19 protein-coding genes are annotated in these 25368 nt (G+C 71.1%); 7 read left to right on the plus strand and 12 right to left on the minus strand.

Going from position 1 to position 25368, the window contains the following annotated elements; translation table 11 throughout:
• Position 1 precedes the first annotated feature (1 nt).
• From ACEZDE_RS19195 to ACEZDE_RS19225, 7 genes are all read left to right on the plus strand, one after another.
• A complete protein-coding gene (locus ACEZDE_RS19195; RefSeq protein ID WP_380537536.1) occupies positions 2-1309 on the plus strand; it encodes a hypothetical protein in 1308 nt (435 codons plus the stop codon).
• Complete coding sequence (locus ACEZDE_RS19200) at positions 1306-2694, plus strand: hypothetical protein (RefSeq protein ID WP_380537537.1); 1389 nt, start codon at positions 1306-1308, stop codon at positions 2692-2694. The genes ACEZDE_RS19195 and ACEZDE_RS19200 overlap by 4 nt, the downstream gene beginning before the upstream one ends.
• A gap of 56 nt (positions 2695-2750) precedes the next feature.
• Positions 2751-3977 carry a hypothetical protein gene (locus tag ACEZDE_RS19205; RefSeq protein WP_380537538.1) on the plus strand — a complete coding sequence of 409 codons (1227 nt, stop codon included), beginning with the start codon at positions 2751-2753 and terminating at the stop codon, positions 3975-3977.
• Positions 3970-4212: a hypothetical protein gene (locus ACEZDE_RS19210; RefSeq protein ID WP_380537539.1), complete on the plus strand. Its 243-nt coding sequence runs from the start codon at positions 3970-3972 to the stop codon at positions 4210-4212. The genes ACEZDE_RS19205 and ACEZDE_RS19210 overlap by 8 nt, the downstream gene beginning before the upstream one ends.
• Before the next feature lie 10 nt (positions 4213-4222).
• Positions 4223-5377 carry a hypothetical protein gene (locus ACEZDE_RS19215; RefSeq protein ID WP_380537540.1) on the plus strand — a complete coding sequence of 385 codons (1155 nt, stop codon included), beginning with the start codon at positions 4223-4225 and terminating at the stop codon, positions 5375-5377.
• 3 nt (positions 5378-5380) lie between these two features.
• Entirely contained in the window at positions 5381-7603 is a 2223-nt protein-coding gene (locus tag ACEZDE_RS19220) for a hypothetical protein (protein ID WP_380537541.1), read from the plus strand.
• A 427-nt stretch (positions 7604-8030) separates the two neighbouring features.
• The gene (locus ACEZDE_RS19225; protein ID WP_380537542.1) at positions 8031-8606 is read left to right on the plus strand and encodes a hypothetical protein; all 576 of its coding nucleotides are present in this window, start codon (positions 8031-8033) and stop codon (positions 8604-8606) included.
• A gap of 369 nt (positions 8607-8975) precedes the next feature.
• On the opposite strand, the gene ACEZDE_RS19230 is transcribed toward ACEZDE_RS19225, so the two are convergent.
• The 12 genes from ACEZDE_RS19230 to ACEZDE_RS19285 form a co-directional block, all read right to left on the minus strand.
• The gene (locus ACEZDE_RS19230) at positions 8976-9905 is read right to left on the minus strand and encodes an endonuclease/exonuclease/phosphatase family protein (RefSeq protein WP_380537543.1); all 930 of its coding nucleotides are present in this window, start codon (positions 9903-9905) and stop codon (positions 8976-8978) included.
• A gap of 321 nt (positions 9906-10226) precedes the next feature.
• Positions 10227-10907 carry a hypothetical protein gene (locus tag ACEZDE_RS19235; RefSeq protein ID WP_380537544.1) on the minus strand — a complete coding sequence of 227 codons (681 nt, stop codon included), beginning with the start codon at positions 10905-10907 and terminating at the stop codon, positions 10227-10229.
• 10 nt (positions 10908-10917) lie between these two features.
• The gene (locus ACEZDE_RS19240) at positions 10918-11190 is read right to left on the minus strand and encodes a PTS glucose/sucrose transporter subunit IIB (protein ID WP_380537545.1); all 273 of its coding nucleotides are present in this window, start codon (positions 11188-11190) and stop codon (positions 10918-10920) included.
• Positions 11187-12200, minus strand: a complete 1014-nt coding sequence (locus tag ACEZDE_RS19245) for a hypothetical protein (protein WP_380537546.1) — start codon at positions 12198-12200, stop codon at positions 11187-11189. Before ACEZDE_RS19245 ends, ACEZDE_RS19240 begins: the two co-directional genes overlap by 4 nt.
• On the minus strand, positions 12197-14326 hold the full coding sequence (locus ACEZDE_RS19250; protein ID WP_380537547.1) for a phosphotransferase: 2130 nt from the start codon (positions 14324-14326) through the stop codon (positions 12197-12199). The genes ACEZDE_RS19245 and ACEZDE_RS19250 overlap by 4 nt, the downstream gene beginning before the upstream one ends.
• Positions 14319-15944, minus strand: a complete 1626-nt coding sequence (locus ACEZDE_RS19255) for a carbamoyltransferase family protein (protein WP_380537548.1) — start codon at positions 15942-15944, stop codon at positions 14319-14321. The genes ACEZDE_RS19250 and ACEZDE_RS19255 overlap by 8 nt, the downstream gene beginning before the upstream one ends.
• Entirely contained in the window at positions 15937-16992 is a 1056-nt protein-coding gene (locus tag ACEZDE_RS19260; RefSeq protein ID WP_380537549.1) for a glycosyltransferase family 2 protein, read from the minus strand. Before ACEZDE_RS19260 ends, ACEZDE_RS19255 begins: the two co-directional genes overlap by 8 nt.
• Positions 16982-18931 carry an ATP-binding cassette domain-containing protein gene (locus ACEZDE_RS19265; protein ID WP_380537550.1) on the minus strand — a complete coding sequence of 650 codons (1950 nt, stop codon included), beginning with the start codon at positions 18929-18931 and terminating at the stop codon, positions 16982-16984. The genes ACEZDE_RS19260 and ACEZDE_RS19265 overlap by 11 nt, the downstream gene beginning before the upstream one ends.
• A 26-nt stretch (positions 18932-18957) precedes the next feature.
• Positions 18958-20124 carry a hypothetical protein gene (locus ACEZDE_RS19270; RefSeq protein ID WP_380537551.1) on the minus strand — a complete coding sequence of 389 codons (1167 nt, stop codon included), beginning with the start codon at positions 20122-20124 and terminating at the stop codon, positions 18958-18960.
• A 4-nt stretch (positions 20125-20128) separates the two neighbouring features.
• Complete coding sequence (gene fxlM, locus ACEZDE_RS19275; protein WP_380537552.1) at positions 20129-22189, minus strand: methyltransferase, FxLD system; 2061 nt, start codon at positions 22187-22189, stop codon at positions 20129-20131.
• Between the two features lie 26 nt (positions 22190-22215).
• On the minus strand, positions 22216-23292 hold the full coding sequence (locus ACEZDE_RS19280) for a lanthionine synthetase C family protein (RefSeq protein ID WP_380537553.1): 1077 nt from the start codon (positions 23290-23292) through the stop codon (positions 22216-22218).
• Complete coding sequence (locus ACEZDE_RS19285) at positions 23289-25319, minus strand: lantibiotic dehydratase family protein (RefSeq protein WP_380537554.1); 2031 nt, start codon at positions 25317-25319, stop codon at positions 23289-23291. Before ACEZDE_RS19285 ends, ACEZDE_RS19280 begins: the two co-directional genes overlap by 4 nt.
• Positions 25320-25368: the final 49 nt, after the last annotated feature.

A 25368-nucleotide genomic window follows, 5' to 3' on the forward strand; every position in this document is an offset into this window, starting at 1 on the left:
GATGGCCTACGAGGGATACCTGGACCTGGGCGGCAACGAGGTCGTCAACAACGCCCGAGTGCGGGCCGCGGCCTCCGCGTACGGGATCGCGTTCGGCGACTGCGACCCCTGCTCCGACATGCTTCCCGAGGCGCTGTGCGGCGAGGAGTACGCGACCCCGGACACCGGCGACCAGGCTCCCTGGTACGACCCCACCCGCCCCGAGTCGGCGCGCTTCCTGGGCGTGTTCGGCCTGTCGGTGACCGGACTGTCGTCCAACCCGGTGGCCCGCACGCCGGTCGAACTTCCCGGCGACGGCGCCCTGCTGGGCCCGATCCGGCGCACCCACCGCGAGATCGCCTACACCGTCCAGCTGCTGGCCCTGGACCAAAGCGCCCTGGTCTACGGCCGCGAGTGGCTCGCCTCGGTGCTCCGCGGCGACGTCTGCGGCACCGACGGCTGTCAGGGCGCGGAGATGACCTTCTTCGCCTCCTGCCCGTGCGAGGAGGACTGCGAGGGGCTGACCGGCCGCCAGGAGCTGCGGGTGCTGTGCGACGTCGGGCTGCTGGAGGGCCCTACCCCGGGCACCGACGACAACGCGCTGATCGCGCTCAGCGCGGCCGGCTGCGACAGCGCCCAGTCCGGGGCCTGCGGACCAGCACTGGCCGCGACCTGCGACTTCACCCTGGTCGCGGGCAAGCCCCGGATCGTGCACCCCGCGGTGCGTACCGCCCCGACGTGCACCACCCTGCACCTGGGCGACAAGCTCCCCGGCTACGACCCGGACGCGGCCATCGCCAAGTGCCCTCCGCCGGTCGCGGACTGCCTGGTCGACCCGTTGTGCGCGGCGCCGCCGCTGCCCCCGCAGCCGCCAGTCCCCCGGGATCCGTGCTACCCGACGGGGGCGTTCAACGCGGTCCGGTCCTTCCTGTCGGTGGACGCCACCTGCATGGCCGACTGGCTCGACCACGTCCCGGTCGTGGAGGTCTACGCCGGGAACAAGGCCCTGCGGCGGATGACCGTCCGCTTCCACATGAACCCGGCCGCCCTGCCCTGCGCGGCCAACGTCGACCCCTGCAACGCCTGCGTCGACCTGGACCTGCCCTACCTGCCCGCCGGTTCCACCCTGACCCTGGACGGGCGGGTCCAGCGCGCCTCGGTGGACTGCACCACCGCCACCCCGGTCCTGTTCGGGGCGCGTGGCACCGCGTTCTCCTGGCCCACCTTCTCCTGCCCCAGCGGGTTCTGCGTGGAGGTCATCACCGCCGACGACGTCGACACCTGCGCGTACGCCACCGTCGACCTGTTCCCGCTGTCGGACGCCGCATGACCCGCCGCCTGGGGTGCCCGACCCGCTACGACGTCGCGATCCACGCCCGCTGCGGCGCCCAGACCCTGGTGCCGCCCGGCGCCCTGCCGGTCACCTCCGTCCTGTGGGAACGCACCCTGGACGCCACCTCCACCGCGACCGTCGTGCTGAACCTGGAACAGGCCCAGACCGAGTGCTGCCAGGGCCTGGACGCGGTCGAGCCCGGCATGGCCGAGCTGTCGGTCTACCGCGACGGGCAGCTGGCGTGGCAGGGACCGGTGTCCACCACCACCGGGCAACCGGGCGGCCTGACGATCGAGGCCCGTGACGTCTCCGCGTACCTGGCCAGGGTCGTCAACACCGCCGACGTCGGGATGAAGTCCGACACCAACCAGGACCTGACCGCACTGGTCCGCAAAGCGGTCGTCAACAACCTGAACGACCGGGCGTTCTCCTGCCCGACCGACTACCCCTGCATGGTGCCCAGCCTCCACCTGGAGAACACGGGCGTGAAGTGGACGACCGCGCGCACCACCCTGTGGGTCGCCTACGTCCTGGACATCGTCAACAAGCTCACCGAGCTGGGCGGCGAGTGGTACGCCACCGGCCGGACCTTCGTCTTCCGGCGCGAGCGCAGCGACACCGACCGCCCCCAGGCCGTCCTGACCGCCGCCGACCTGACCGGCGACGTCCAGATCGTGCGCTCCTGGGACGACCTGGCGGCCCGGGTGTGGGCCACCACCAGCACCGACACCACCGCGGGCATCACCGTCTCCGAGGGCCAGTCCTGCACCCCCTACGGCCGCGCCGACCTGCTGCTGACCGGCATCACCGCCCCCAAGGTCGAGACCGCCGCGGACCGCACCGCGCTGGTCAAGCAGCTGCGCGCCCAGCGCGACAAGGACATCGACGCCGAACGGGCAGCGGCCAACACCAAGCTCAAGGCCGTCACCGCCAACGACAAGCTGACCCAGAAGGAGAAGGACGCCCAACGCACCCAGATCCAGCACGACCGAGACGCCAAGATCGACCAGCTCAACCGGGAGTTCACCGCGGCCGTCGACGCCCACGACACCAACGTCACCCGCGAGCAGAACGCCCTGACCACCGCCTACCTCCAGCAGCTCGCCCGCCAGGCCCTCAAGGGCCGCTACCCCGTCCCCGCGAGCCTGCGCGTGACCGACGGGGCCGCCCTGTCCCCGGACGCCCCGGTCGGCATCGAACAGCTGATGCCCGGTGAGCGCTTCGACGTACGCGTCACCGACCGGTGCCGGCCGCTGGTGCAGTCCATGCGGCTGACCAAGCTCTCCGTGACCTGGGACACCGACAACGGAGAGAAGGCCGCCGTGTCCTTCGCCCCCCTGGCCGTACCCCCGCCGCTCCCCAACGGAGCCGCCCGTGCCTGACACCTCCGGGGCCCGGCCCCGCTGCCTTCGACCCCACCCACCGATGAGGAGAGCCAGTGCCAGGTAAGTGCGGATGCGGACAGCTGCTGTGCAGCTGCGCCATCAGAGCCGAGGACCCGTTGCAGATCAGCGGCAACGGCACCCCCGACACCCCCTACCTGATCAAGCTCGTCCATGGCGGCAAGACCGACTGCGCCGCGGTCGCCGCCTGCGTCGGCGAGCACGTCACCGACCTGGTCGGCTACGACGAGGCCGCCGGCACGATCGGCCTGGTCTACAAGGGCCAGAAGGGCTGCGGCGCGGTCACCGAGTGCCTGTCCGAACACCTGGGCCCGCACATCGTCTACGACCGGACATCGGGTCGCTTCGAGGCGACGACCAACTGCGACGCGACGATGGCGTGCGTGGTGGGCCGGCTGGACCAGCTGCTCAACACCACCGACCCCGGCGGCAACGCCCTGCAGGTCCACGACGGCAAACTGCTGGTCAAGCCCGCCGAGTCCGGGTCCCCGTGGGACTGCGACCTGACCGTGGCGTGCCTGGCCGGGCGTCTGGGAGACGGGCTGGCGGTCGACGGTAGCGGCGACACCGCCAGGTTCCGTGTCCAGGCGGTGCCGGGTCTGTCCCCCACCGGGGGCGGCCTCACCGTCACCGACGCCGGAGTTCGCCTGGACCCGCAGTTCCAGGCACAGATCCGCAGCGCCTGGGGCCAGGTCCAGCGCAACCAGGGCATGCCCCTGATCCAGGAGAAGGAGCGCGCCGCGAACCCCAACGGCGTCGTGGTCTCGATGAACCTGGCGCTCCAGCTGTCCGGCGCCAAGTTGGACGCCGGAGCGCTGCTGCTGGAGGAGCCAGGCATCTGGACGGTCTCCGCGAACATCGAGTTCGCCTTCCGGGCCAACCCCGTAGCGAACTACCACAACATGATCTATTGGGACGTCACCAACCTGATCGGGGACGGTAGCTACGGCGGGGTGGACGCCCTTGCCGTGGGTCGCCGCTACGGGTCGTCCAAGAGCGGCATCGCCATCGTCCAGCCCGGCAAGCCCGTGCGCGTCGCGATGGCGGCCTGGCGCGCGGACAACTCCGGTGCCTGTGACCTCGTCGGGGCCGAGATCGGGGCCGCGAAGGTCGGCTTCCTGCCGGACACCGGCCCCGTCCGCAGCACCGGCGGGCCGGTGCAGTACGGCGACGGACACGGTGGCATCGAGCAGCCCACCCCGATGCCACGCGGCGACCTCGACGGCCAGCCCGCTGCCCCGACCGGAGCAGACGATGCCTGACATCCCCGGGGGCCTGCGCTCCCTGCCGCTGATGGACCGCACCGTCGCCGCGCTGAAGAAACCCCCGCCCGCCGGAACCGACGCCGGCACCCACCTGCTCCTGGCAGCCATCGACGGAGTCCTGTACCGGCTCGACCCCGCCCCTACCCGCCTCCTCGCGGACCCCTGCGGCCGGGTCTGGTCCACCTACCCCGACGGAGCCCCCTGCCCCGAACCCGACCCCACCCACCACTGAGGAGAGGCGCATGCCCGGAAAGTGCGGATGCGGACAGCTGCTCTGCAGCTGCGTCATCAAAACCGAGGACCCGTTGCAGATCAGCGGCAACGGCACCCCCGACACCCCCTACCTGATCAAGCTCTCCCACGACGGCAAGACCGACTGCGCCGCCGTGGTGGCCTGCGTCGGCGACGTAGGACTGGGCGACTTCCTGGTCTACGACAAGGGCACCAACAAGATCAGCGTCGGGTACAAGGGCGCGACCGGCTGCAACGCCGTCGCGGACTGCGTCAGCGAACACCTCGGGCACGGCCTGGCCTACGACCGGGCCAGCCGCGTCATCACGACGGTCACCGACTGCCCGGCCACCATGCAGTGCGTGGAGGACAACCTCGCCTCCCTCCTGGACATCAGCGACCCGGGCGGCAACGCCCTCCAGGTCGCACCCGGCGGGAAACTCCTGGTCAAGCCTGCGGAATCGGGCTCGCCGTGGGACTGCAACCTGACACTGCAGTGCCTAAGCACACACACCGACGGCACCTTGCAAGTTACCGGCGCCGGCGACGCCGCGAAGGTCGGCATCAAGCCCCGCCCCGACTCCGGGCTGCTGCTCGACGGCCAGGGCGTCGGCATCCTGGTCGACCCCGCCAGCTGCCTGACCGTCACCGAAGCCGGCCTCGGCCAGTCCTCGTTCCGGTCGAAGTCGCAGCACACCGGCGGGAAGTGGACCGGCCCGGCACCCTGGCGCGACACCGTCGTCGCCACCGAGGGCGCGCAGGCCGGGCGTTGGAAGACGATGGACGGCTCGCACGCCATCCGGTACTGCCACGACTACATCTGGATCCAGGGCTGGATGAGCCGCACCGCGGCCAGCCTGACCGCCCACGCCAACGGCGACATCACCGACGAACCGCTGTTCGTCCTCCAGGACCCGTACCTGCCGGACGCGCTGAACCTGTCGCTGATGTTCCACTGCTCGAAGATCCCGAACCTGTGGGCCCACGGCTACCTGGGCGCTAACAACCTCGTCTACGTCGCCGCGTTCGCCCCCGGCTACCTGATGGAGCAGGGCCAGGCGATCCAGTTCCAGGTCGGCTACCCGGCCAAGGGCACCTTCACCACCGCTGCTCCGGGCAGCGCCGTCCCCTACCCCGGTCCGTACGACACCGAACTGGAGGACTGAGCCATGGTCTGCTGCGGCAAAGGCGGCACCGGCAGCTGCACCTGCAAGCTGACCGGCACGAACGGCATCAAGACCACCGACAAAGGCGGCGGCTCCTTCGAGGTCGGCATCGACTGCGACAACCTGCCCGACTGCCTCAAGGGCGGCGGCACCGGCATCACCGAAGTCACTGGCACCGACGGCGTCACGACCACCACGGCCGGCGGCAAGGTCACCGTGTCGCTGGACTGCTCCACCCCGCTACCCGAGGACTGCCGCACCCAACTCAAGGGCGACCCGGGAGCGAAGGGTGAACCGGGGAGCCCCGGGGAAGCGGGCAGCGACGGACGCGACGGTGACCCGGGCGCTGCGGGGAAGACCGCGTTCGAGATCGCGAAGGACCACGGCTTCACCGGGAACGAGGAGCAGTGGCTGCTCTCACTCAAGGGAGACCCGGGCACGCCGGGCAAGGACGGGAAGGACGGTGCCGACGGCAAGCCCGCCAACTGCACCGACCTGGCCGGCCTGGGTCTTGAGTGCGCCGGGGACAAGCTCACCATCACCGTCGCCCCCGCGCGGGACGGCAAGCCGAACACCCTGGTCGTGGACGAGCGAGGCGTCTACGTGCCGCCCGGTGAAGGCGGCGGAGGCAGCGGAATCACCTGTCCCGACGTCACCGGCTGCGTCGAGATCAGCAACGGCCTGGACCGCCAGGCGGGGAAGATCATCGTCAAGCCGGACCCGGACCCCGGCAACCCGGTCACCGTGGGACCCGACGGTGTCGGGATCGACGCCTCGAAGCTCCCCGTGGACTGCACCAAGGTCCGCGCGTGCGTGATCGGCGGCGACCTGGTCCTGGACCCCGATGACCCCACGAAGGTCATCATCGACCCGCAGGAGATCGACAAGCTCCGCGGCCCCAAGGGCGACCCGGGGGAGAAGGGCGCGGACGGGAAGGACGGTACCGCTGGCAAGTCCGCCTACCAGACCGCGGTGGACGACGGCTTCGTGGGCGACGAGGCGGCATGGCTGCGTTCCCTCAAGGGCCAACCCGGCGACCCCGGCGCGAAAGGAGACCCCGGGGAGAGGGGCGACGACGGCACCCCCGGCAAGTCGGCCTACCAGGTCGCGGTCGACGGCGGTTTCCAGGGCGACGAGCAAGCCTGGCTCACGTCCCTCAAGGGCGAGCCGGGCCAGAAGGGCGACCCCGGCGCGAAGGGTGACCCCGGCACGTTCGACCCGGCTACGGACTGCGGCGGCGTCGTGGACTGCATCACCGGCCCCGGCTCCGACCTGGAGAAGGACCCCGACGGCGCCGTCAAGGTCAAACCCAAGGCGTTGGACTGCACCGCGGTCACCACCTGCTTCACCGAGGCCGCGAAGGCCGACACGGACCGCCCCGCCCCGGACAAGCAGGTCATCGCCCCCACCGACGGCACCGGCAACCTCCTGATCCCGGACGAGCTCGGCCGCCTGCGGGTCTCCTGCTCCACGGTCGTGGCCTGCGTCAAAGACAGCCTGGACCACCTGGTCGACGACCCCGAGCACAACCTGATCACCATCAACCTCGACGAGCACGGCGGCAAGAAGGGACTGATGCTCAGCTGCGACAGCGTCACCGCCTGCGTCCACGACCACGCCGGTGCCGTCCTGGACACCAGCGCCGGGAACCTCCTGGTCCCCGGCCCCGGCGGCAAGGGCCTGCGCCTGGACTGCGAAGCGGTGCGCGGGTGCACGCCGGCGCCGATCGTGTCGATCGTCGACGCGACTGCCAAGGGCTCGCCCGTGGTGTGGCGCGGGGGGCCGCCGGCGTGGGAGGAGCTGACCGGCACCGTCGGCAACCCCGCGACAGCGACGAGCTGGCAGACCAACTGGGCCTACTGCGTCAGGTACCCCGACGGCTCGGTGTTCCTGTCCGGGAGCCTGTGGTTCACCGGCGAACCGATCAAGATCCCGGCAGACGGCAACATCGCCCCCGACATCCCGATGATCCGAATCCAGGACCCGTACCAGACCGACGTCCTGCAGATCCCCGTGGCCTGCCGCACCGAACTGTCGGGCGCGGACATGTTCATCGTCGGCAAGGAGGGCCAGCCCGGGGACCGCAGCCTGCTCAAGCTGGGCAGCTTCTACACCGCGGCGAACGTCGGCCCCGCGTGGCCCAAGACGGCGGACAGCCGCATGCGCTTCGCCATGACCTACCCCGGGCGCGGCTCCATGCCCGCCACCGTCGGCAAATCCGAGTAGCCATCTTTCCCGAAGAACTGAGGTGTGGTGATGAGATCTCCTTCTCTGCCTGTTCAGGCCGCAGCTGCGATCTGGACCGCGCTGCTGCTGGCGTCCGTGGGCGCCCCGGCGGCCCAGGCCGCTCCGGTACCAGTGGCGGCCGGGTCCTGCCCCTGCCTTCGCCCTGTGGTCGGCGCCGAGCTGGTCCGGCTCTGCCGCTGCCCCCGCGGCCAGGAGAAGCAGCCGCTGCCCGTAGCCGTCTCCCGGCCGGGTCGAGGCCACGTGCCGGTCTGCGGTGTGTGCCGCCCCCCTCTGCCCGTCAACCCGCTGCCCAGCCCTGTCGTGCCGCCGCCGATCCTGCCTGTGCCCTCTGCAGCAGGTCCGACCCCCGGGGGGCTGTGCCTGCACGACATCGGAGGAGCGGACTGGAGGGGTGGTGCTGGTATTGGTGTCGGTAACGGCTGTCCGGGTGGCGGTCCAGGAGGAGAAGGCGGTGCCGGTGGAGGGCCAGGAGCAGGGACAAGCGGCGGCGGAGCCGGCGGGGGTGGCGGCCATGGTGTTGGACCTGGCGGCGGCGGGGCCGGTGGTGTCGTCGGTGGCAGCGGCGGCGGTAGCACGGGCGGCCATGGCGGCAGCGCTGGGCCGGGAGTCGGCGCGGGTTCCGGCGCGTCCGGGTCTGGCGGAGATGGCAGCGGCGTGGGCTGCGGCTGCGGACCCGCAGGCCCTGGTCACGGCGGCTCGCCGGGCGGGTCTGGTGGCACCGGAGGCGCCGGAGGACCTGGCGCTGGCGGCGGCCAGGGTAGCGGCGGCGGTGCTGGGTCAGGTGGCGCAGCTGGTGGTGGAGCAGGCCCAGGCTGCGGCGGAGGTGCTGGCGGGCCTGGTGCCAGCGGTGGTGGAGGTGGAGGCGGCCAGGGCGGCGGCGGAGCAGGCGGCGGGTCAGGCCATGGCTCCGGTGGTGTCGGCCCTGTCGGGGGTGGTCCGGAACGTAGCCACGGCGGCCACCCGGAAGGCGGCGTCAGGGTGAGTTCGGGATCGCCCCGGCCCGCGCCCAACCGAGTGGGCGAGGAGAGTGGTCGCCAGAGTGCCGCTGGCGAACTGGCGTCCACCGGCGAGAGCGGCCTGGTCGAAGTAGTCCTGGTGGCTGGGGTGCTGGTAGTCGGCGGAGCAGCGATGGCCGGTCGCAGGTCTCGGCGCCCCTGAACCCCATACCACGGAGCGTGATGAGTGCTAGCGTTTTCGTTACGCAGCCCCGGTTCTCCCCCGTACTGGGGCTGCGGCGCTCGGCACGCTATCACCGGGGTCCGGGGCGCTGTGCTCCGGACCCCGGCGGCGGCCGGTGCCGCCACTGACCTCACGGTGGCGGCCCGTTCCTGGCTTCTCGGGGTGCGGTCCGTCAGCTGGCAGCGGGCGCGTAGAGCGGGTTCTGCTCCCTCAGTCGGTACAGGGCGGCGAGCTCGTCGGCCAGGACGCCGGTGTCGATGCGGCAGAGAACGGCGTCGTGGTCGGACAGCCCCGTCATGTCGATCACCTCCACCTCGACCACGGCCGGCAGGAGTTCCTCGGCCAGGTATATGCGGTCGGGCCGGGCGGCGGGGCCGTGGGTCGTGGTGGCCCGGGTGGTCGGAGCGAGCCCGTGGTTTCGGCCGAGCTTGTTGTCCATCGCGTGCCAGGCCACGTCCTCGACTCCCGACACTCGCCAGATCCTGTCGGGTTCGGTGTCCATCTCCCACTGACCGGCCGCGTTGCGCCGGGCCCGGTGCACCAAGTGCTGCTTGTCCTTGATCTCCTCCGCTCGCGGCAGGGGGATCTCTCCGGGCCGGGGTTCCGGGTAGCTGTTGGCGTCCACCCCGTAGAGCCCCGGGAGCTTCATCGACACCTTGTTGGGGCCGACCGGCCGCGCTTTGTCCAGGATGGTCGTCGCCCACTCGCTCTCGGCCTGCCGGTAGGTCACCGACGCGTAGTTCAGGTGGATGGAGGCGACGGTCAGCGGCAGGGAGTCCTCCCCGGCCTCCAGCAGTTGCAGGGCTCGGCAGGTGAAGGGCATCGCGGAGATGGCGCCGGCCGAGAAGCCGCGCAGCGAGACGAACACCTTGGGGTCGAAGGCGACGCTGGTGAAGGTTCCTTCGCCGATGTAGCCGCGCAGTCCCAGGCGGGAGTCGGCGGCGTCGGCCAGGGTTTCGCCGTCCTTGCTCGCGTCCCAGACTTCCTGGCGCAGCAGCAGGTGCGGGCGGTGGCTGGCCAGCCGGTCGTGCATGGCCTTCCACAGGGCGGCGTCTCCGCCGCCGTTGCGCTCGAAGTTACAGCTGATCACGTTGATGATCACGGGTTCAGTCCTTCGGGTCGGGTGTGAGCGGTCGTGAGGGGCGGCCGGGCGGAGTTGAGGACTCGCTACGCTGGCGCGGTCGCGCAGTGGTGCACCGGAAAGGGCGCAGATGTTCGTGGAGTCGGTTGATCCCGAGACCGGTAAGTCCGGGTGGCAGTGCCGGGCTGAGGCCATGCGGTTGGAGGACTTGGCGTACTGGGAATGGCGGCAGGACAGCGCGGCGGCTCTGCGCAGGCGGGCGCAGCAATGGTGGGATCGGGCTGCGGCTCTGGTTCCTGCGTCGCCGCGAGGATGAACGAGGCGACCGGTCGCGGTCCGGGATCAGGCGGATGACCCGTATCGGGCGAGTTCGTCCGCCAGGTCGACGATCGTGCAGCCCACGAGACACACGACCATCTGGGCTGCGAGGGTCCAGCCGAGGCCCGGATCGCCGTACGGCAGCGTGACCGCCTTGCCGCCCGACAGCCTGTTGTCAGGGCCAAGGGCGTACTGCCTGCCGTACACGCCCCACGGTTGGGGATCTTGGACTCGCACCGCGACATTCGACCCGAGCAGGTACCGGCAGCGGTCCACGGACTCGCCGGCGCACGGCAGGCACAGGGGCGGGTGGGCCATGCACAGGTTTTCGGGCCAGTCCTCCCAATCCGTGCGCTGGTCCTCGTTGAGGAACAGCGTGCCCTCGCTGGTTCGCGATGGCGGCCCGGCGCAGACCTGGCAGAGCATCCGGGTCATGCAACGTCGCTGCCGTCGGCTGTTGACCTTGGCCAGCTGAGCGACGCCGCGGTCTCCGCTCACGATGGCCTGCCGTCGCCACAGCGCGCCGTAGGCGTCGCGGTCACCGGGGACGAAGTCTTCGTAGGTGAAGCCCGCTTCCGGGTCGATCCGCAGCACGGGGTCGAGCTCCACTTCGCGGCTCCAGGCCGCGATGTAGGGCACGATGCTCGTGCTGCCGGAATGCGGTGTCAGTGCTGTGCCGGTCAAGCCGTGTCCTTCCTTGATCATGAAGGCCGTTTCAAGCCAGGAGTGTTAGCAGGGCAGAGGCCAGCGAGGCGACTGCCGCGGGGCCGACCACGATCTGGAAGGTGTCGCGCTCCAGCAGGCCAAGGACGGCGGGGTGGTCACGCAGTGCGTCGCCGTCGACCTGGGAGCGGTCGGCGAGGGTCAGGCGCAGGCGGGTGACGCAGTGGTTCAGGGAGGTGATGTTGTCCCGGCCGCCCAGTAGGGTCAGCAGGACAGCGGCGGTGGCCGTGTACCGGTCGGCGGATTCGCTTTCGGCGGGGTTCATCGGGCCCCCCAGAGGTAGCGTTCGATGTCGATGTCTGCGTACGGGATTTCCTGCTTCCCGTCCCAGTACGCCTTTCCGACCTCGTGTGCGATGAGGGATCTGAGGCGGAGTTGGTTGTCCAGCCAGGTCCCCGGCGTCCGCCAGACTTGCCAGGTTTTCGGGTCGGTGCGTTCGAGGTCGCGGTGGAGGCGGTCGAGGTCGCATCGCCACTGGTGGAGCACCGAGGTCAGCACGCTCGCGCGGGCGTCGCCGCCCAGGTGGGTCCTGATCGCGGTGGCGGTCTGCCTCAGCGCGGCGAGGGTGGGGGTGGACGGCTCCTGTTCGGGTGGGGCCGCGAGCGCGGACAGCAGGTGGCGGGTGGTCGCGGCGGCGCTCGAGTCCGGCGTGGGTCCTCGGACCGGACGGGCGGGTTGGGCGTGGATCTTCTGGCGGACCTGCTGGGGCAGCGCTTCGAGGAGGGGTGCCCAGCCTGTGCTGTGGGTGGTGTCGTGCAGGGTGAAGGTGCTCTCGGGGACCCAGGTCGCCAGGTGGGTGAGGAAGTAGTGGTAGGCGGCGAGGAATCCGGGGTCAAACCACAGGCGGTGGCGCTCGTCCGCGGCGTGGGCGTGGCGGCGGCGCACGGACTCCTCGGGGCTGACGGTCAGTACCAGCACCCGGCTGTGAGCTGTGGGTGCGTTCAGGGCGTATTCGTCGACAATGTCGAGTGCCTGGTCGAACGCGGATGCGGGTCCCTGGCCGGATTCCATGAGCGCGAAGCGGTAGGCGAGGACGCCAATGTGGCAGCGGTCGCTGAGGACGGCCAGATCCGGTCGTTGCTGCTGCAGGCGCTGGGCCTCACGGATCCGGTCGCGGGCTTGGTCGAGCATGTATCGCGTGCTGTCGGCGGCAGAGAGCTGGCCGTTTGTCGGCTGGGCTTCGGGGAAGACCACGGCCTGGTCAGGTATCGCGTCGGCCAACCGCAGCATCAGGGTGGTCTTGCCGGCCCCCGGCATTCCGTCCAGGGCGATCACAGCGCGGGCTCCCCGTCTGCTTGGAGTGCGTAGAGCACGCGCGGGGCCAGGGTGGTTACCTGCTCTGCGAGTTCGGCGTCGATCTCGGCGGCCCACTGCAGGACCCAGCGGAAGTACCGGGCGGTGTGGAACAGCAGGTGGCGGTGGTCGACGGTGCCCGTGCCGCCCAGGCGTACGCGCTCTTGGGCGTAGGCGTCCAGCGCGACTGCGGCGTCCCTGCCGTCGATCAGGCAGTTCTGCACGTAGATGTTGGTCAGGTCCTCGTAGGTGCAGCCGGTGCCGCACCCCTCGAAGTCGATCACGCCGGGTGGCCGACCGGCGTGGAGGAGGAGATTGCGAGCCGAGAAGTCGCCGTGGACAAACCCGGGTTCGCATCTGCTCTGCTGGCACTCGCCGATGTCGGCAAGGACCGCGGAGAGCCTGGCTCCCACCGAGTGGGCGTCGGCGTTCAGGGGGCGCAGGTTGCGTCGGAACTCCGGGAGGCCGGTCAGGGTCTCGGCTGGCATGGCGTGCAGGCGGGCGGCGGTCCGTCCGATCAGCGCGGTCTGTTGGTCGTCGTGCGCGTTGTCGGGGGCGACGCCGTCAAGGCGGCTCGTGCTTACCCAGGCCAGGGCACCCTCCGCCTCGTCGTGGCCGATGATCTCGGGGATCCGCAGGTCCTCCAAGCCCGAGGCGAGGCCGAGGCCGGCGATCTCGCGCCGGGCGCGCTCTGCGGAGCGGTGAGTGTAGATCTTCAGTACGGCGCTCTTGCCGAGGAAGACGACGGATCGTCCGCCGTATCCAACGACGACGCCTGCGTCGAAGACGGTGTCGAGAGCGGACTCCGCGGCGTGCCGGGCGCAGTCGATCTCGCTGGCCAGCTTCGACAGCGCGGGGTGTTGGCCGGCACCGCCGGTGCTCTCGCGGTTCTCGTTCACTTCCGTTTCCTCCTGTTTGCGCCATTCGTGGAGCCAGTATGGCGGCTGCTCAGCCAGGGCCAGCACGTCACGGGAGAGCGCGGGCGACCCTCTCAACGCGGCTGTGCCGCAGGCGGATCGGTAGGCACGGTGCGCGGTGCGGGCGATGGCGTCCCAGGAGAACTGGGACTTCACCAGGCTGCGACCGGAGTCGCCGAGCTTGTGCCGTAGGCCCTGGTCCTCGCGCAGGGCGGCGACCAGGGAGGGGAGGTCGCGCATGGCCGGGTCCGCGGTGATCAGGGCGAAGCCGTCCGCGGGCGGGAGGCCGACGAACGCCTCGGGGCTGCCGACGATGGGTAGGCCGGCGGCCATGTACTGGAGCACTTTGAGCTTCATGCCGCCGCCGGAGTCGAGCGGCGCCAGGCCGACGGCGTTGGTTGCCAGCGCGGCGGGCAGGTTCGGCACCGGGCCGTGCAGGCGCATCGACCCTGTGGTGCCGAGGGCGCGAAGGGCCTTCGGGTAGCGGCCGTAGACCTCGATCCTGCTGCCCGCGGCCGGGAGCGCGGGAAGCAGGCGGCGGTGCAGGAAGGCGGCGGCGCGGGCGTTCGGTTCGTAGTAGAGGTTCCCGATGAACGCCGCCGCGCCGGGCCGCTCCGAGCCGCGGTCCGGGACCGGCCCGGGGTCGATTCCGCAGGGCACCACGTGGACCGCCCTGGCGCGCAGTGCTGCTGCGAGGTCGGCGTCCCTGGGGGTGAAGGCGACGACGGCGTCGGCCGCCGCGACGGCGGCGGCCTGAAGGACGGCCGCTTGGCGCACCTCCCACTCGCCGCTGCCGATGGTGCGTGTGACCGAGGCTTCGTCGTCGTGCATCTCGTAGACCAGCGCCGCCCGGCCGGCGTCGGCCAGCGCCCGGCCGTAGCGGACGACCAGCTGCGTGTTCGACATCACCAGGACGTCCGGGGCGAGCCCGTTGACCTGCTCGACGAGCGGCGCGGTGTCCTCGTACAGTGCCGAATAGGGCAGGTAGGTGACCGTGAAGGGCCAGTTCTTGGTGGGTGTGGAGCGCGGGTTGAGGTCGCACAGCAGCAGGGTGACCTCGACCCCGGCGTCGGCCAGAGCGCGGTTGAGGAAGCGGGTGCGAGCAGCCGCCCCGGTCAGCGGGAGGGACCGCTGGAACCCGGCCGTGTCGAACAACACGGCCACGCGCAGCGGCGTGGAGCGCTTACCCATCGGCCTTCACCGCGATGTAGCCGTTGCCGAACACGAGCGCGTCCAGATCGGTGCGGCAGAACGTCGCCACCGCGTCCGCAGGGCTCTCCACGATCGGCTCGGTGTCGTTGAAGGAGGTGTTCAGCACGACGGGAACACCGGTGCGTGCCTCGAAGCCGCTGATCAGGCGGTGGAAGGCCGGGTGCGCGGCGCGGTCCACGGTCTGCACCCGGGCCGTCCCGTCGACGTGGGTCACCGCGCCGAGCTGGTCGCGGCGGTCGGCCCGGACGCGCGGGGCGAACAGCATGTAGGGCGAGGGGCCGGCGAGGTCGAACCAGCCGGTGGCGCGTTCGGTGAGGACTGCCGGGGCGAAGGGGCGGAAATATTCACGGTGCTTGACGCGGGTGTTGAGCACGTCGCGGGTGGCCTCGTGGCGCGGATCGGCCAGGATGCTGCGCGACCCTAGGGCGCGGGCCCCCAGCTCGCTCCCCCCGTCGAACCAGGCGATCAGCTTGCCGTCGGCCAGCAGTTCGGCGGCCACCGCCGGTGCGTCGGACTCGCGGTGGAAGGTGAAGGGCCGGTGCGGGTGCCGCTCGGCCAGGCCGGACATCGGATGGCGGCGAAGCGCCAGGTGGATCTCCTCGTCGCTGTAGCTGCGGCCGAAGGAGTCGCGGTCGGCCAGGGGGAGGCTGGGGACGCGGCCGGTCAGCCGGTGGATGCCGTGCAGGGCGTTGCCCAGGGCCTGGCCGCGGTCGGAGGCGGGCGGCGGCACGAACAGCGGCGCCCCGGTGCGGGCCCGCACGGCCTCGTTGGCCACGCAGTTCATCGCCACCCCGCCGGCCAGGCACACGGTGGTCGGGCAGTACTCGGCGACCAGCTGCTCGACGACGCCGACCAGGGCGTCCTCGGTCTGGGCCTGGACCCAGGCAGCCAGATCGCGGGCGCGCTGCTCGCCCCAGGCGTAAGGCGTGCCGAGGTCCAGCGCGTGGTCGGCGGCGAACGCGGCCAGGCCCCGGTCGTGGGTGCGGGGCAGACGGCCTTCGACCTGGTTCCCGACCAGGTCGAACAGCGGCAGGTCGATGGCCTTCGGGTCTCCGTAGGAGGCCAAGGCCATGATCTTGCCGGACTCCTGGCCGTCGAAGCCGATCCAGTTGGTGACCGCCTCGTAGGTCGCCCCGATCCCCCCGGCGCGGCCCCGGTCCGCCCGGTTACCGCCGATCCGCTCAAGGCCGTTGCGGTCGGCGCAGAAGTAGGACTCGGTCTGGTGGTCGTTGCCCGACCCGTCCGCCACGACCACCAGGGCCTGCTCCGCGCCCGAGAGGCAGAAGGCGCTGTAGGCGTGGGAGGCGTGGTGGTCCAGTCGGCGGATCTTGGCCGGGTCCACCCCGTAGCGGTCCAGGCCGCCGGTGAAGCCGTCCGGGAGGCGGGGGCCGACGTTGGAGAACACCACCTGGTCGACATCGGCGAGGTGGAGGTCGGCCGCGTCCAGGCAGTACGCGAGGGCGGCCTGCCATCCGCTGCTGTAGCGGGTGCGGTTCAGCCGCTCCTCGGCGACCGCGACCACCTGGTCGCCGCTCACGATCGCGCAGCCTCCGTCGTGGCCGAGGTTCAGCCCCACTGCTACCGGGTTGTCACCCATGCCTGAACTCCCCCGTTCCCGCGGACTGTTCCGCGATAGCTGTTGATCGTTGGCGTCCGCTGACCGTGTGGCGGATGCGTTCAGCGTGCAGCCCCACGATCCGCGCCAAGTCCGTGGCGGCGCCGCGGCGTCCCGCGCGGGTGCCCCAGCGGGAGGGGACGAGGGCGTCTCGGACCCTGTAGCTGTCGTAGACGTCGGCATACGGATGTACCGCCAGGAGTCGGGCGATCGACACGCCGTGCCACAGGGCGCGGGCCAGGAAGGCCCTCATGGTCAGGTCGTGCGGGTGAATCGCCCGGTAGACCACAGCTTCGGGGACGACGACGACCCGCCGTCCTTCGCGCTGGGTCCGGACGGTCAACTCCAGTTCCTCGCAGCTGAGGTGCCGTGCGCCGGTAACTCCGAAGCGGGTGTCGAACCACGGTGTCGGCTCGCGCCGGAATCCCAGGTTGCACCCCACCACCCAGTACGGTGCGACCAGTTCCGTCGTGGTCCCCGGCCATGCTGGCGGCACGAACATCTGGAGCGCATCGGCAGGCAGCCGGCTCTGCGGGCCGCCGGGGAAGTACGCCTCGACTCGACCGCCGGCGCAGCAGGCATCCGACTCTTGCAGGGCCCGCACCATCTGCGAGGCCCAGGCGCGGTGCGGGCGTGCATCGGGGTCGGTGACAAGGATGAACTCGCCGCCTGCCCGCCGTATGCCGGTGTTGCGCGCACGCGACAGGCCGACCTGAGGTTCGTGGACGACGAGCGCGTCCATTGGGCCTACCCGCTGAAGGCCCGCGGTGAGAGCCGGCACGGGCTGGTTGTCCACGATGATCAGCTCGATGCTGCCCACGAACTCCTGCGCGGCGATCGCGCTCGCCAGAGCGGGGAGGGCCTCGGTATTGCCGTAGACCGCGACCACGACACTGACCATTACCTCCGCCGGCGGATGGACGCGAGCGCGGCCGACGTCTTCGCCGAGCTGCACGGCCCGGGTCTGGCCGTGGCGGAGCAGCTGCTCGCCGAGGGCACGCGGAGGAATGTGGACGGTATCAAGGCGCATGCTTGACCGGCTCCTGTTCGTGGTTCTGTGTCGGGAAGGACCGGTTCTGGCTCAGGAGCCACATGTCCCGCAGGGGCCCTTGCGCGGCTGTGAGCTGGGTGAACGTGCCCTCTTGGACGATTCGCCCGCTGCTCAGGACGACGATGCGGTCAGCGGCGGCGGTGTTGCCCACGTTGTGGGTCACCAGGACGACAGCCCGGTTGCGGGCGATCTCGCGCAGCCCGTTGAAGATCCGGTGTTCTGCGTGCGGGTCCAGGTCGCTGGTGGGCTCGTCCATGACCAGCAATCCGGCCCCGCGATGCAGTGCTCTGGCCACCGCGAGGCGCTGCCACTGGCCCGAGGACAGAGCCACCCCGCCCCACATCTCGCGGGCCAGCAGGGTGTCCAGGCCCGAGCGCAGGGTCGTGATCACGTCGTCGGCACTGCTGGCTGCTGCGGCCCGCATCACCGCAGCGTCCCCGTCGGGCTGCGGCTGGCCTAGGGTCACGTTCTCGCGGACGTTCATGGGCCATCGGGCGAACTCCTGCGGCACTACGCTGCATTCGCGCCAGAGGGTGTCGGCGTCCAGGTCTCGCACGCTGACGCCGTCCCACAGCACCTCGCCCTGGGTCGGCAGGTTCAAGCCGCACAGCAGTTTCATCAGAGTGGTCTTGCCCGAGCCGTTGACCCCGACCACGGCCACGATCTCCCCGCGCCGCACCTCGAAGTCCACGTCCCGCAACGTGGGCTCCTCCGAGCCCGGATAGGAGAACGACACCCCCCGCAACTCGATCCGCTCGGGGGGACCGGTGATCGCAGTGGTTCCGCGAACGACCCGGATCTGCTGCTGCTCGGCCTCCTTGACGAAGCGGTCGGCGTCGTCCATGTAGAAGCCGGACCTCAGCAGTTGGCTGCCGTAGCCGATGATGCCCTGCAAGCTGGTGGACGCGGAACGTAGGGCGAAGATCGCGGTGCCGGCCGCGGCTGCGGAGATGCGGCCGGTGTCCAGCAGCACCCAGACCGCCGCCCACAGGACGCCGGAGGCGATCCCGGAAGCTGCCGCGCCGTACAGGGTGATCTTCGCCCGCTGCCAGGCCGCCTGGTCGGTCGTGCGGTCGACCCGGTCACCGGCGGACTGGTACTTGCCCATCAGATGCGGGGTGATCGTGTCCGTGCGGATCTGATCGGCGGCGTCCTTGGCGACCATGGTCCATCTGAGCAGGTACAGGACCCGGCGGTCCCGGAACGTGGCGACCGTGGCGACGTAGGTGATCCGCTCCCCCTTCAGCGCCGTCGCGGCCTGCGGCAGCGCCGCCAGCAGCAGCAGCGGCAACAGGGGCGGGTACAGGGCCGCCAGCACCACCGACGCCGCCACGAGCGTTGCCAGCGACGACACCAGGTTCTGAGTCTGCCCAAGGGCCTGCTGCGCCTGGTCGACGCCGCGTTCAGCGGCGTTGTACCGGTCGGAGAACCCGTCGGCGTCGTAGGAGGACATCTCGGTCCGAACGCCAGCCAGCAGCAACCGGGTGCCGACCTCGCGCTGGATGCGGGGCGACAGTCGCTGGGACAGGGCCTGGATGACGATGCCGAGCAGCGCCCGCAGCCCGGCCGCGGCGGTGAGAACGAGGACCGAGGGCAGGGCGCTGTCCAGGCGGGAGGGGTCGGTCGCGGCCTGGATGACGGAGCTCAGCGCCCGGGTGGTGGCGAACAGGCCCAGCGCGGACAGCAGGCCGGAGACGACCTGGCAGACGATCAGGACCAGGGCGGAGCGAGGGTCGACCTGCCAGGCCAGGGCGAAGGTGTGGTGTACCAGCCGGGGCAGCCGTCGGCGCATGTCGCGGCCGTTGAGCACGGTCGGGATGTCGTCGCTGTCGCCACCCGGATGAACCCACTTCAGGTCCTCGGACTGCTCCTGCTCGTCGGTGTCCTGCTGTTCAGCGGTCGTGGAGTCCTCAGCCATCACCAGCTCCCTCGGGCGGCGTACGATCAGTTGGCGGATCTCGCCGGGCTCGGCCGAAGGGCCCCCTCTTCCGGTTCGTTCTGCTGCGGCGGGTGGGCGAGCAGCTGGTGCAGAGTGTCTTCGGCGTTGTCGACGGCGAGGGTCAGGGTGTGCATGTGTGCTGGTGAGAGATGCCCGGCATCCAGTCCCGAGGCGGTGAGGACTCCGCGCAGTGCGCCTGTCTGCTCGCTGGTCATGTAGGCGAGCATCGGGCGGTGGTGAAGGACGTCGCGGGCCGCGTAGCCGTCGCAGAGGGCTGCGTCGAGCACGGCGGACCGCAGCCGGTCCCCGTGGGAGGTGGGCTGGTCGGCGGTCAAGTCGAGTGCAGTCAGCGCCAACCGGACCTGGAACGCCACGGTCAGCCGGTCTTCGGGAGCGATCAGCGCGAGCGCTTCCCGAACGACAAGATCGCACTGGGACTGAGGGGTTGACGCGTTCGCGGGCGCGCAGGCGAGCCGCAGCAGGGCGGCGACGGTGTCTTCCCATGGTTCGATCGGGGTGCTCGCGTCGATCATGTCGGCCGCTTCCTGGACGGCGCCGAACTCCATCAGCGACATGACCTTGAGCTGTCGACCGTCGAGGAGACGGTTGCCGATGCCGCGGTGGGCGGCCATGGCGTCAGCGGCCTGAGTCCAACGCCCCATACGCGCAAGGGCTCTGGCTCCGTCGATGAGCACGGTCACCCACAGCTCCTCGCAGATCTTTCGGTGGTCAGCCTCGTCGCGGATCAGCGCGGACAGGTCGATGTCGTGGCCGCGGACCTGGGCTGTTCCGCGCTGCTGCGCGGCCCGGTACAGCCGTTGCAGGACGTCGTAGGCGCCTTCGCCGTCGCCTTCGCGGATCAGCAGCCGGGCGATGTTGACCAGCGGCATCAGCGACATCACGGCGATGCCCTGGGTGAGGTGTCCGGCGCTGGCGAAGACCTGGTGCTGTCGCCAGCACAGTTCGGTGGCCAGGTCGGGCATCGCCAGGTCCGAGGCGATCAGCGCGGCGTAGTTCAGGACCCCGCTGTAGCGGGCCACCAGGTCGTGGTGGTCCGCAACAGCGGGAGCGATGGCCATGGTGGACAGCGCCGCCATGCGCTCGGCCAGCGGCAGCCCGGGAGGCTTGGGCCGACGGACCAGGGGGATCCGCTCGGCTATCGCGGAACGCATCGGGTCAGCTCCGGTGCTTCCAGTCAACGACGAGACGGCTGTACGCCTTGTCGATGACGAACCGCTGGTCGGCGGCGGTCAGGTCCGCGCGGGCGTCGCCGACGGCCATCCGGAATCCGGGGGTGACGGCGGGGTTGCCCCAGCCGCGGTCCCACTCCACGATCTCGGCGGCGACCTGGTTCGCGAGGGCTTCGCCGCCGGGGCCGTGGCCGATGACACCCACCTCCCAGAACCGGCCCTTCTCGTCCTCGCCCTCGCGGATGGTCATGTAGGCCAGGGACTCGCCATCGAGAGCGGCCATCGACCCCCAGCCGAAGTGCGGGTCGAAGCCGGGGCGCGAGCCCGGCATCCGCGACAGCCCGTTGGGCAGCACGCACGCCAGGTAGAGGTACAGCCACTCCCAGGGCGAGCCCTTGCGGAACTTCACGCCGGTGAAGACCTTCGACTGCAGCTGGTCCAGGATGGTCCGCATCGCCTCGCGGTCCACGTCCTGCTCGCTGAAGGTCTCCAGCCGCACAGTCCCTTCCCCGGCGTGGGGCACCAGGGTGTAGATGTCGTCGCAGACACCCTTGCGCAGCGGGACGAAGGTGGCCATCTCGCAGGAGACCGTGCGCCAGAAGTCGCCGTCGCGCTCGAACGCGAAGCTTCGCGAGATGCTGCCGCGGATGCGCATCGGCAGGACCAGGCGTCCGCCGGGGGCGAGCTGGTCCAGGATGCGGACCGGGACGTCGCCTGCGCCGACGGTGAACTGGATGCGGTCGAAGGGCGCGTGCTGGGGCAGCCCTTCGGCACCGTCGCCCAGCACGGCGTTCACGTTGGAGACGCCGGCCTGGGCCAGGTTCTTCGCCGCGCCGTCGACCAGGTCCTGATCGACGTCCAGGGTCCAGACCTGACCGCCGGGCGTAACCAGCCGGCCGAGCAGGGCGGCGTTGTAGCCGGTCGCGGCCCCGGCCTCCAGGACCTTGTGTCCGGGCTCGGCCCCCAGCTGCTCCAGCTGGGTGGCGACGATCGAGGGGGCGCTGATGCAGGAGATCATCTCGCCCGACTCGTCGTCCTTGATGGAGATGGCGTCGTTGACGTAGGCGGTCCGGAGGTCGACTCCCGGCAGGAACCGGTCGCGCTCGGTTGCCCGAAGCGCCGCGATGACCGGGCCGGAGTGCAGGAGCTGGCCGTCGACCAGGGTGGTGACGAGCGCTTCGCGCAGGGCGGCGGCGTCGGGGGTGGCACTGTTCAAGGTGGTTTCCATCCGTGTGAGGCTAGGGGCGGGAGGCGAGGTGGACAGGGGCGACACGGCGGCCGATTCGCTCTGGTGGAAGGTGGCTTGGCGGATGAGCCAGGCCGCGGCTGCCTGCTGGTCGACGGGGACCGCGCTGCGGTTGAACGCGAAGATCACCTGGTGGGCCAGGACCAGGCGCAAGCCGCGCGTCAGCTGCCCGGAGGCGTTGAGTTTCCGCAGGTGCCGACCGGCGGTCTCGAAGGCGGCGACGCGTTCGGCCCAACCGGGTTCGGGGTCCGGGCGGCGGGCGCCGTCGGCGCGTATCAGTCGTCGCATGGCGGTGATCGCCTGTTCGCGTGCCGGGCCGGTCGGCAGGTTCACCGGCGGCCGGGTGCTGGCGAACTTGGCCCACACGTCGCCGATCTCGTAGGGGTCCAGGCCAGCGGCCCGGTTCAGGGTGGACAGCAGCAGGATGGCGCGCTCGCGCGTGCCCGGTGTGCCGGTCTCGGTCAGGGCGGCGGGGCTGTCGGCGCACCACAGGGTGTGGGCGACGTCGGTCCCCTCGGGTCCGCCGAACGCGTCGGTCTCCGCCTCGTAGGTGCCCGCGATCCAGCCGGTGACAACCTGGTCGGCGACCAGGCGGTCCAGCAGCGCGCCCGAGGGCTGCTCGGTGCGCAGCCGCAGGCCCCCGTCCTTGCGCAGGAAGAAGTACCGCTGTCCCTCCAGGGCATCGGCGAGCAGCTGCGCGGCCTGGGGGCTGATTCCGGGTCCGCCGGGGAATGAGACGGCGGCGTGCCACCAGCCCGTGTCCTGGCCGGTGACGGCACGGTCTTGGTCATCGAAGTCCATCGTGGTGGTACTCCTTTCGGTGGTCGTCAGGTGATCAGCAGTGCGCGGGTCCAGCCGATGGTGTCGGCGCCCTCCAAGGCCAGTCGCGCCCCGGACCGGCCTTCCAGGAAGCCGGGCTTGGGCAGGTGGTCCAGGCCGGTCACCAACTGGCCGTGGAGGGATGCGGCCCGGGCCGTGAACCGCTCCGGCTCTGAGCTGTCGTCGGCTATCGCGCGGACGAGGGTGAGCAGCCCGGCCCAGCCATGGCACAGCGAGGCGTCGGTGACCGTGGCGAGCCGGGCCGGATCGGTGACGGCCGCGAAGGCGGCATCCTCGGCTGCCTGCTGCCGGGTGTCGTCGCCGAGAGCGAGGGCCGCCAGTTGCCGGGTGCGGGCGAGCCCGAGCGTCCCGTAGCACCAGGACGGACGCAGGTCCTGCGGATCCTCCGGCGACGGGGCGGTGAGCTGATCCGGGGTGACCCAGTACCCGGTCTCGTACCGGTCCAGCCAGCTCGCGAAGTCCTCGACGGCGTCCAGCTGACCGGGGACATGGACCCCTTGGCGCAGCGCCAGGGCCAGCGCTGCCAGCGGGCCTGCGATGCCGTGGGCTACCCCCAGGTTGCCGTGGCCGCCGGGCAACGGCTCGTCGGCCGGTCCGGCGTCGGACCACCAGCCGGGAAGATCCCGGCCTTCGCGCTGGACGGGCTGGGCCAGACTGACCAGGTAGGTCAGCACGTCCGGCAGCAGCGGTGCGGGGGCGGCGCGGGTCAGCAGCAGTGCGCCGAGGCCGGCCAGGCCCCGGATCAGATCGAACTCCGCAGGGCGCGGCAGCGCGCCGCTGGACCGGCGCTTGTGGGCCGAGGCCAGCCGGGCGGCGACCACACGGTCCGTGGCGTCGAACACGGAGCGAGGGACCTGACCGGCGCGCGTGAGGACGAACTCGAGGGCGGGTGCGCCGTGGAACAGCGACGCGTTCGCCCCGGTACTGACGCCCCCCTCGACCGCGCGCTCCAGATGGCGCCGTGCCGCGAGGAGCGAACCGCGTTCGATGGGCAGCAGCGCGGCTCCGAGGTCGCCTTCGGACAGAGCCTGCGTGGTGGGCGCGGTCGCCGTGGTGGGCGTCATGAGCGCGCCCCCAACGGCACGATCAGGCTGTGGGCCCGCCCGTCGATCCAGCCATCAGCATCCGGCGGGGGCGCCTGGTGGAGGACCACGACATCACCGGGAGCCGCGGAAAGTTCGTTGCGCAGCAGGTCCAGGTGCATGTCCTGGTTCAGGTCCAGCGGCAGCTGCTGGTCGTCCTCGGTCAGCAGGACCCGACTGGGCACCCCGCAGCGCTCCATCCAAGCGTGCAGCTGCCCGCTCCACTGGTCCAGGCTCGCGGTGCGCCCCGGAAGCGTTCCCGCCCGCAGTTTCCAGCGGGCCGCCACCAGCGTGGTGCGGCGGTAGCGCAGCTCCGGGGTAGCCGGGAGCGCCCATGCCACCCCCCAGTCGAACCAGGTCACCTGTGGGGTGGCGGCTCGGCTGATCTCGGCGAGGAACCGGGCCAGCGGCGGCGTGTGGTGGTTCCAGAGGAAGTTGATCGCGGTCGGCGCGATCAACTCCAGGGGTGTGCCGGTGCCGGCCCGAGTCAGGTAGAGCCGTCCACCGCGCATGCCCACCGCCAGGTCTCGGGCGAACAGCACCATGTCGCTGGGGTGCCGGAACTCACCGACGCTGACGACCGTGGGTAGTACCTGGGGAGCGCGGGTGAGCAGTCCGGCCGGGACCCGGCTGGGGTGGAAGGACAGCTGGGCGAGGTCGGCGCCGGGCTCGACCGTGGGCAGCTGGCTCGGCAGGGGGCCGGTGGGCGGAAACAGGTGCCAGAAGCGGCCCGTCATCGCACCGGCCGCCCGGGAGACGGTGGACACCCGGAGCCGGAAGTCACCGCGGTCCAGGGCATGGGTCGATCGGGCTTCGACCTGCGCGCACAGCTCCAGGTGCGGCGGGGTCAGCGCAGGGGGGTCGCCTGCGGCGGCTTCCAGTTGCTCGATTTGCGCGCCGGTGAGGCTGACCGATCGGACGCCTTCGAGCGCGGCGGTGCCGGCCAGGTCCAGCAGCAGTCGGTCACGCAGCGACATCGGCCGCGGCGGCTCGGAGACCAGACCGAAACCGTCGGGAAAGCCAAGTCCCTGCTCGGGATCCGTCAGCAGCTCGACTCCGACCTCGACGCCCTCGCCGTAGCGTTCGGCGAACTGCTGGGCGTAGCGCTGCCACGCGGGAGTGCCGTTAGGGTGCCTGGCCAGCCGGGTCAGGACGGTCGCCGCGGTGGCCGCCTCCAGCGCGACCGCCTGCGGCAGCACCACCGTGGCGTCCAGTCGCAGGTCCGACGCTCGCGCCAGGGCGCTCCACTGGGCCACCGGCAGCACGGGTGTCGGGTCGGGAGCAGTGGCGGGTGCCCGCAGTTCGGATCGCAGCAGCCGCACCTTAAGGAGTTCCGCGACCAGGGCGCTGCGCTGAAGCGGGCTGGTGTCGGGGAAGTCGGCGGCCAGTTTGTCCACCAGCGAGGAGTACGCGATTGGAGCCCTGGCCGCTTCCAGGATCAGCGCGACCGGGGGTGTCATGGCGATCGAAAACTCTGAGGCGGCATCAGCGGGGATGTGCAGGCGCCCGCCGCGCTGACGGGCCAGGTCGGTGACGCAGACCGTGATGTTGTCCATGATCTCGGGGTCGGCCTCGCACGCGCTGATCGCCGCATCCAGGGCTGACGGATCCGGGCGGGACACCACCGTGTGCTCGGTTCCAAAGCGCACCGCAGCGGCGTCGGAGAAGGCGACGCTGGTCACGCCCGCGAACAGGCCGTAGGGAGTGGATCGGCCCGCGTACCTGATCGCGTACCGGGCGACCGCGAGCCCCACTCGCCGCACCCGCCGCTCCGTGCGCCAGCGGCCTTCCAGGATCGCCCCGATCTGATCGGAAAGGACGAGGCTGGCACCGCAGACCGCCTGCCGGAAGGCATCATCGGCCCACACCACGGACAGCCACGCGCGCCACCGCTCGGCCGGTGCCCCGGGGCCTGGCCAGGCCGGCATCGGGGGCGGCGTGAGGCTCACCGCTGCGCGCAGCATGCCCTCACCGGTGACCTGGTACAGGTTCGCTCGTCGGCGCGTCATCACCTACTCCGTTCTGGTGGGAGGCAGCAGGGGGTGCGCGGGCCGGACA

Origin of the sequence: Streptacidiphilus cavernicola, assembly GCF_042510955.1 — a bacterium.
Lineage (GTDB): Bacteria > Actinomycetota > Actinomycetes > Streptomycetales > Streptomycetaceae > Streptacidiphilus > Streptacidiphilus cavernicola.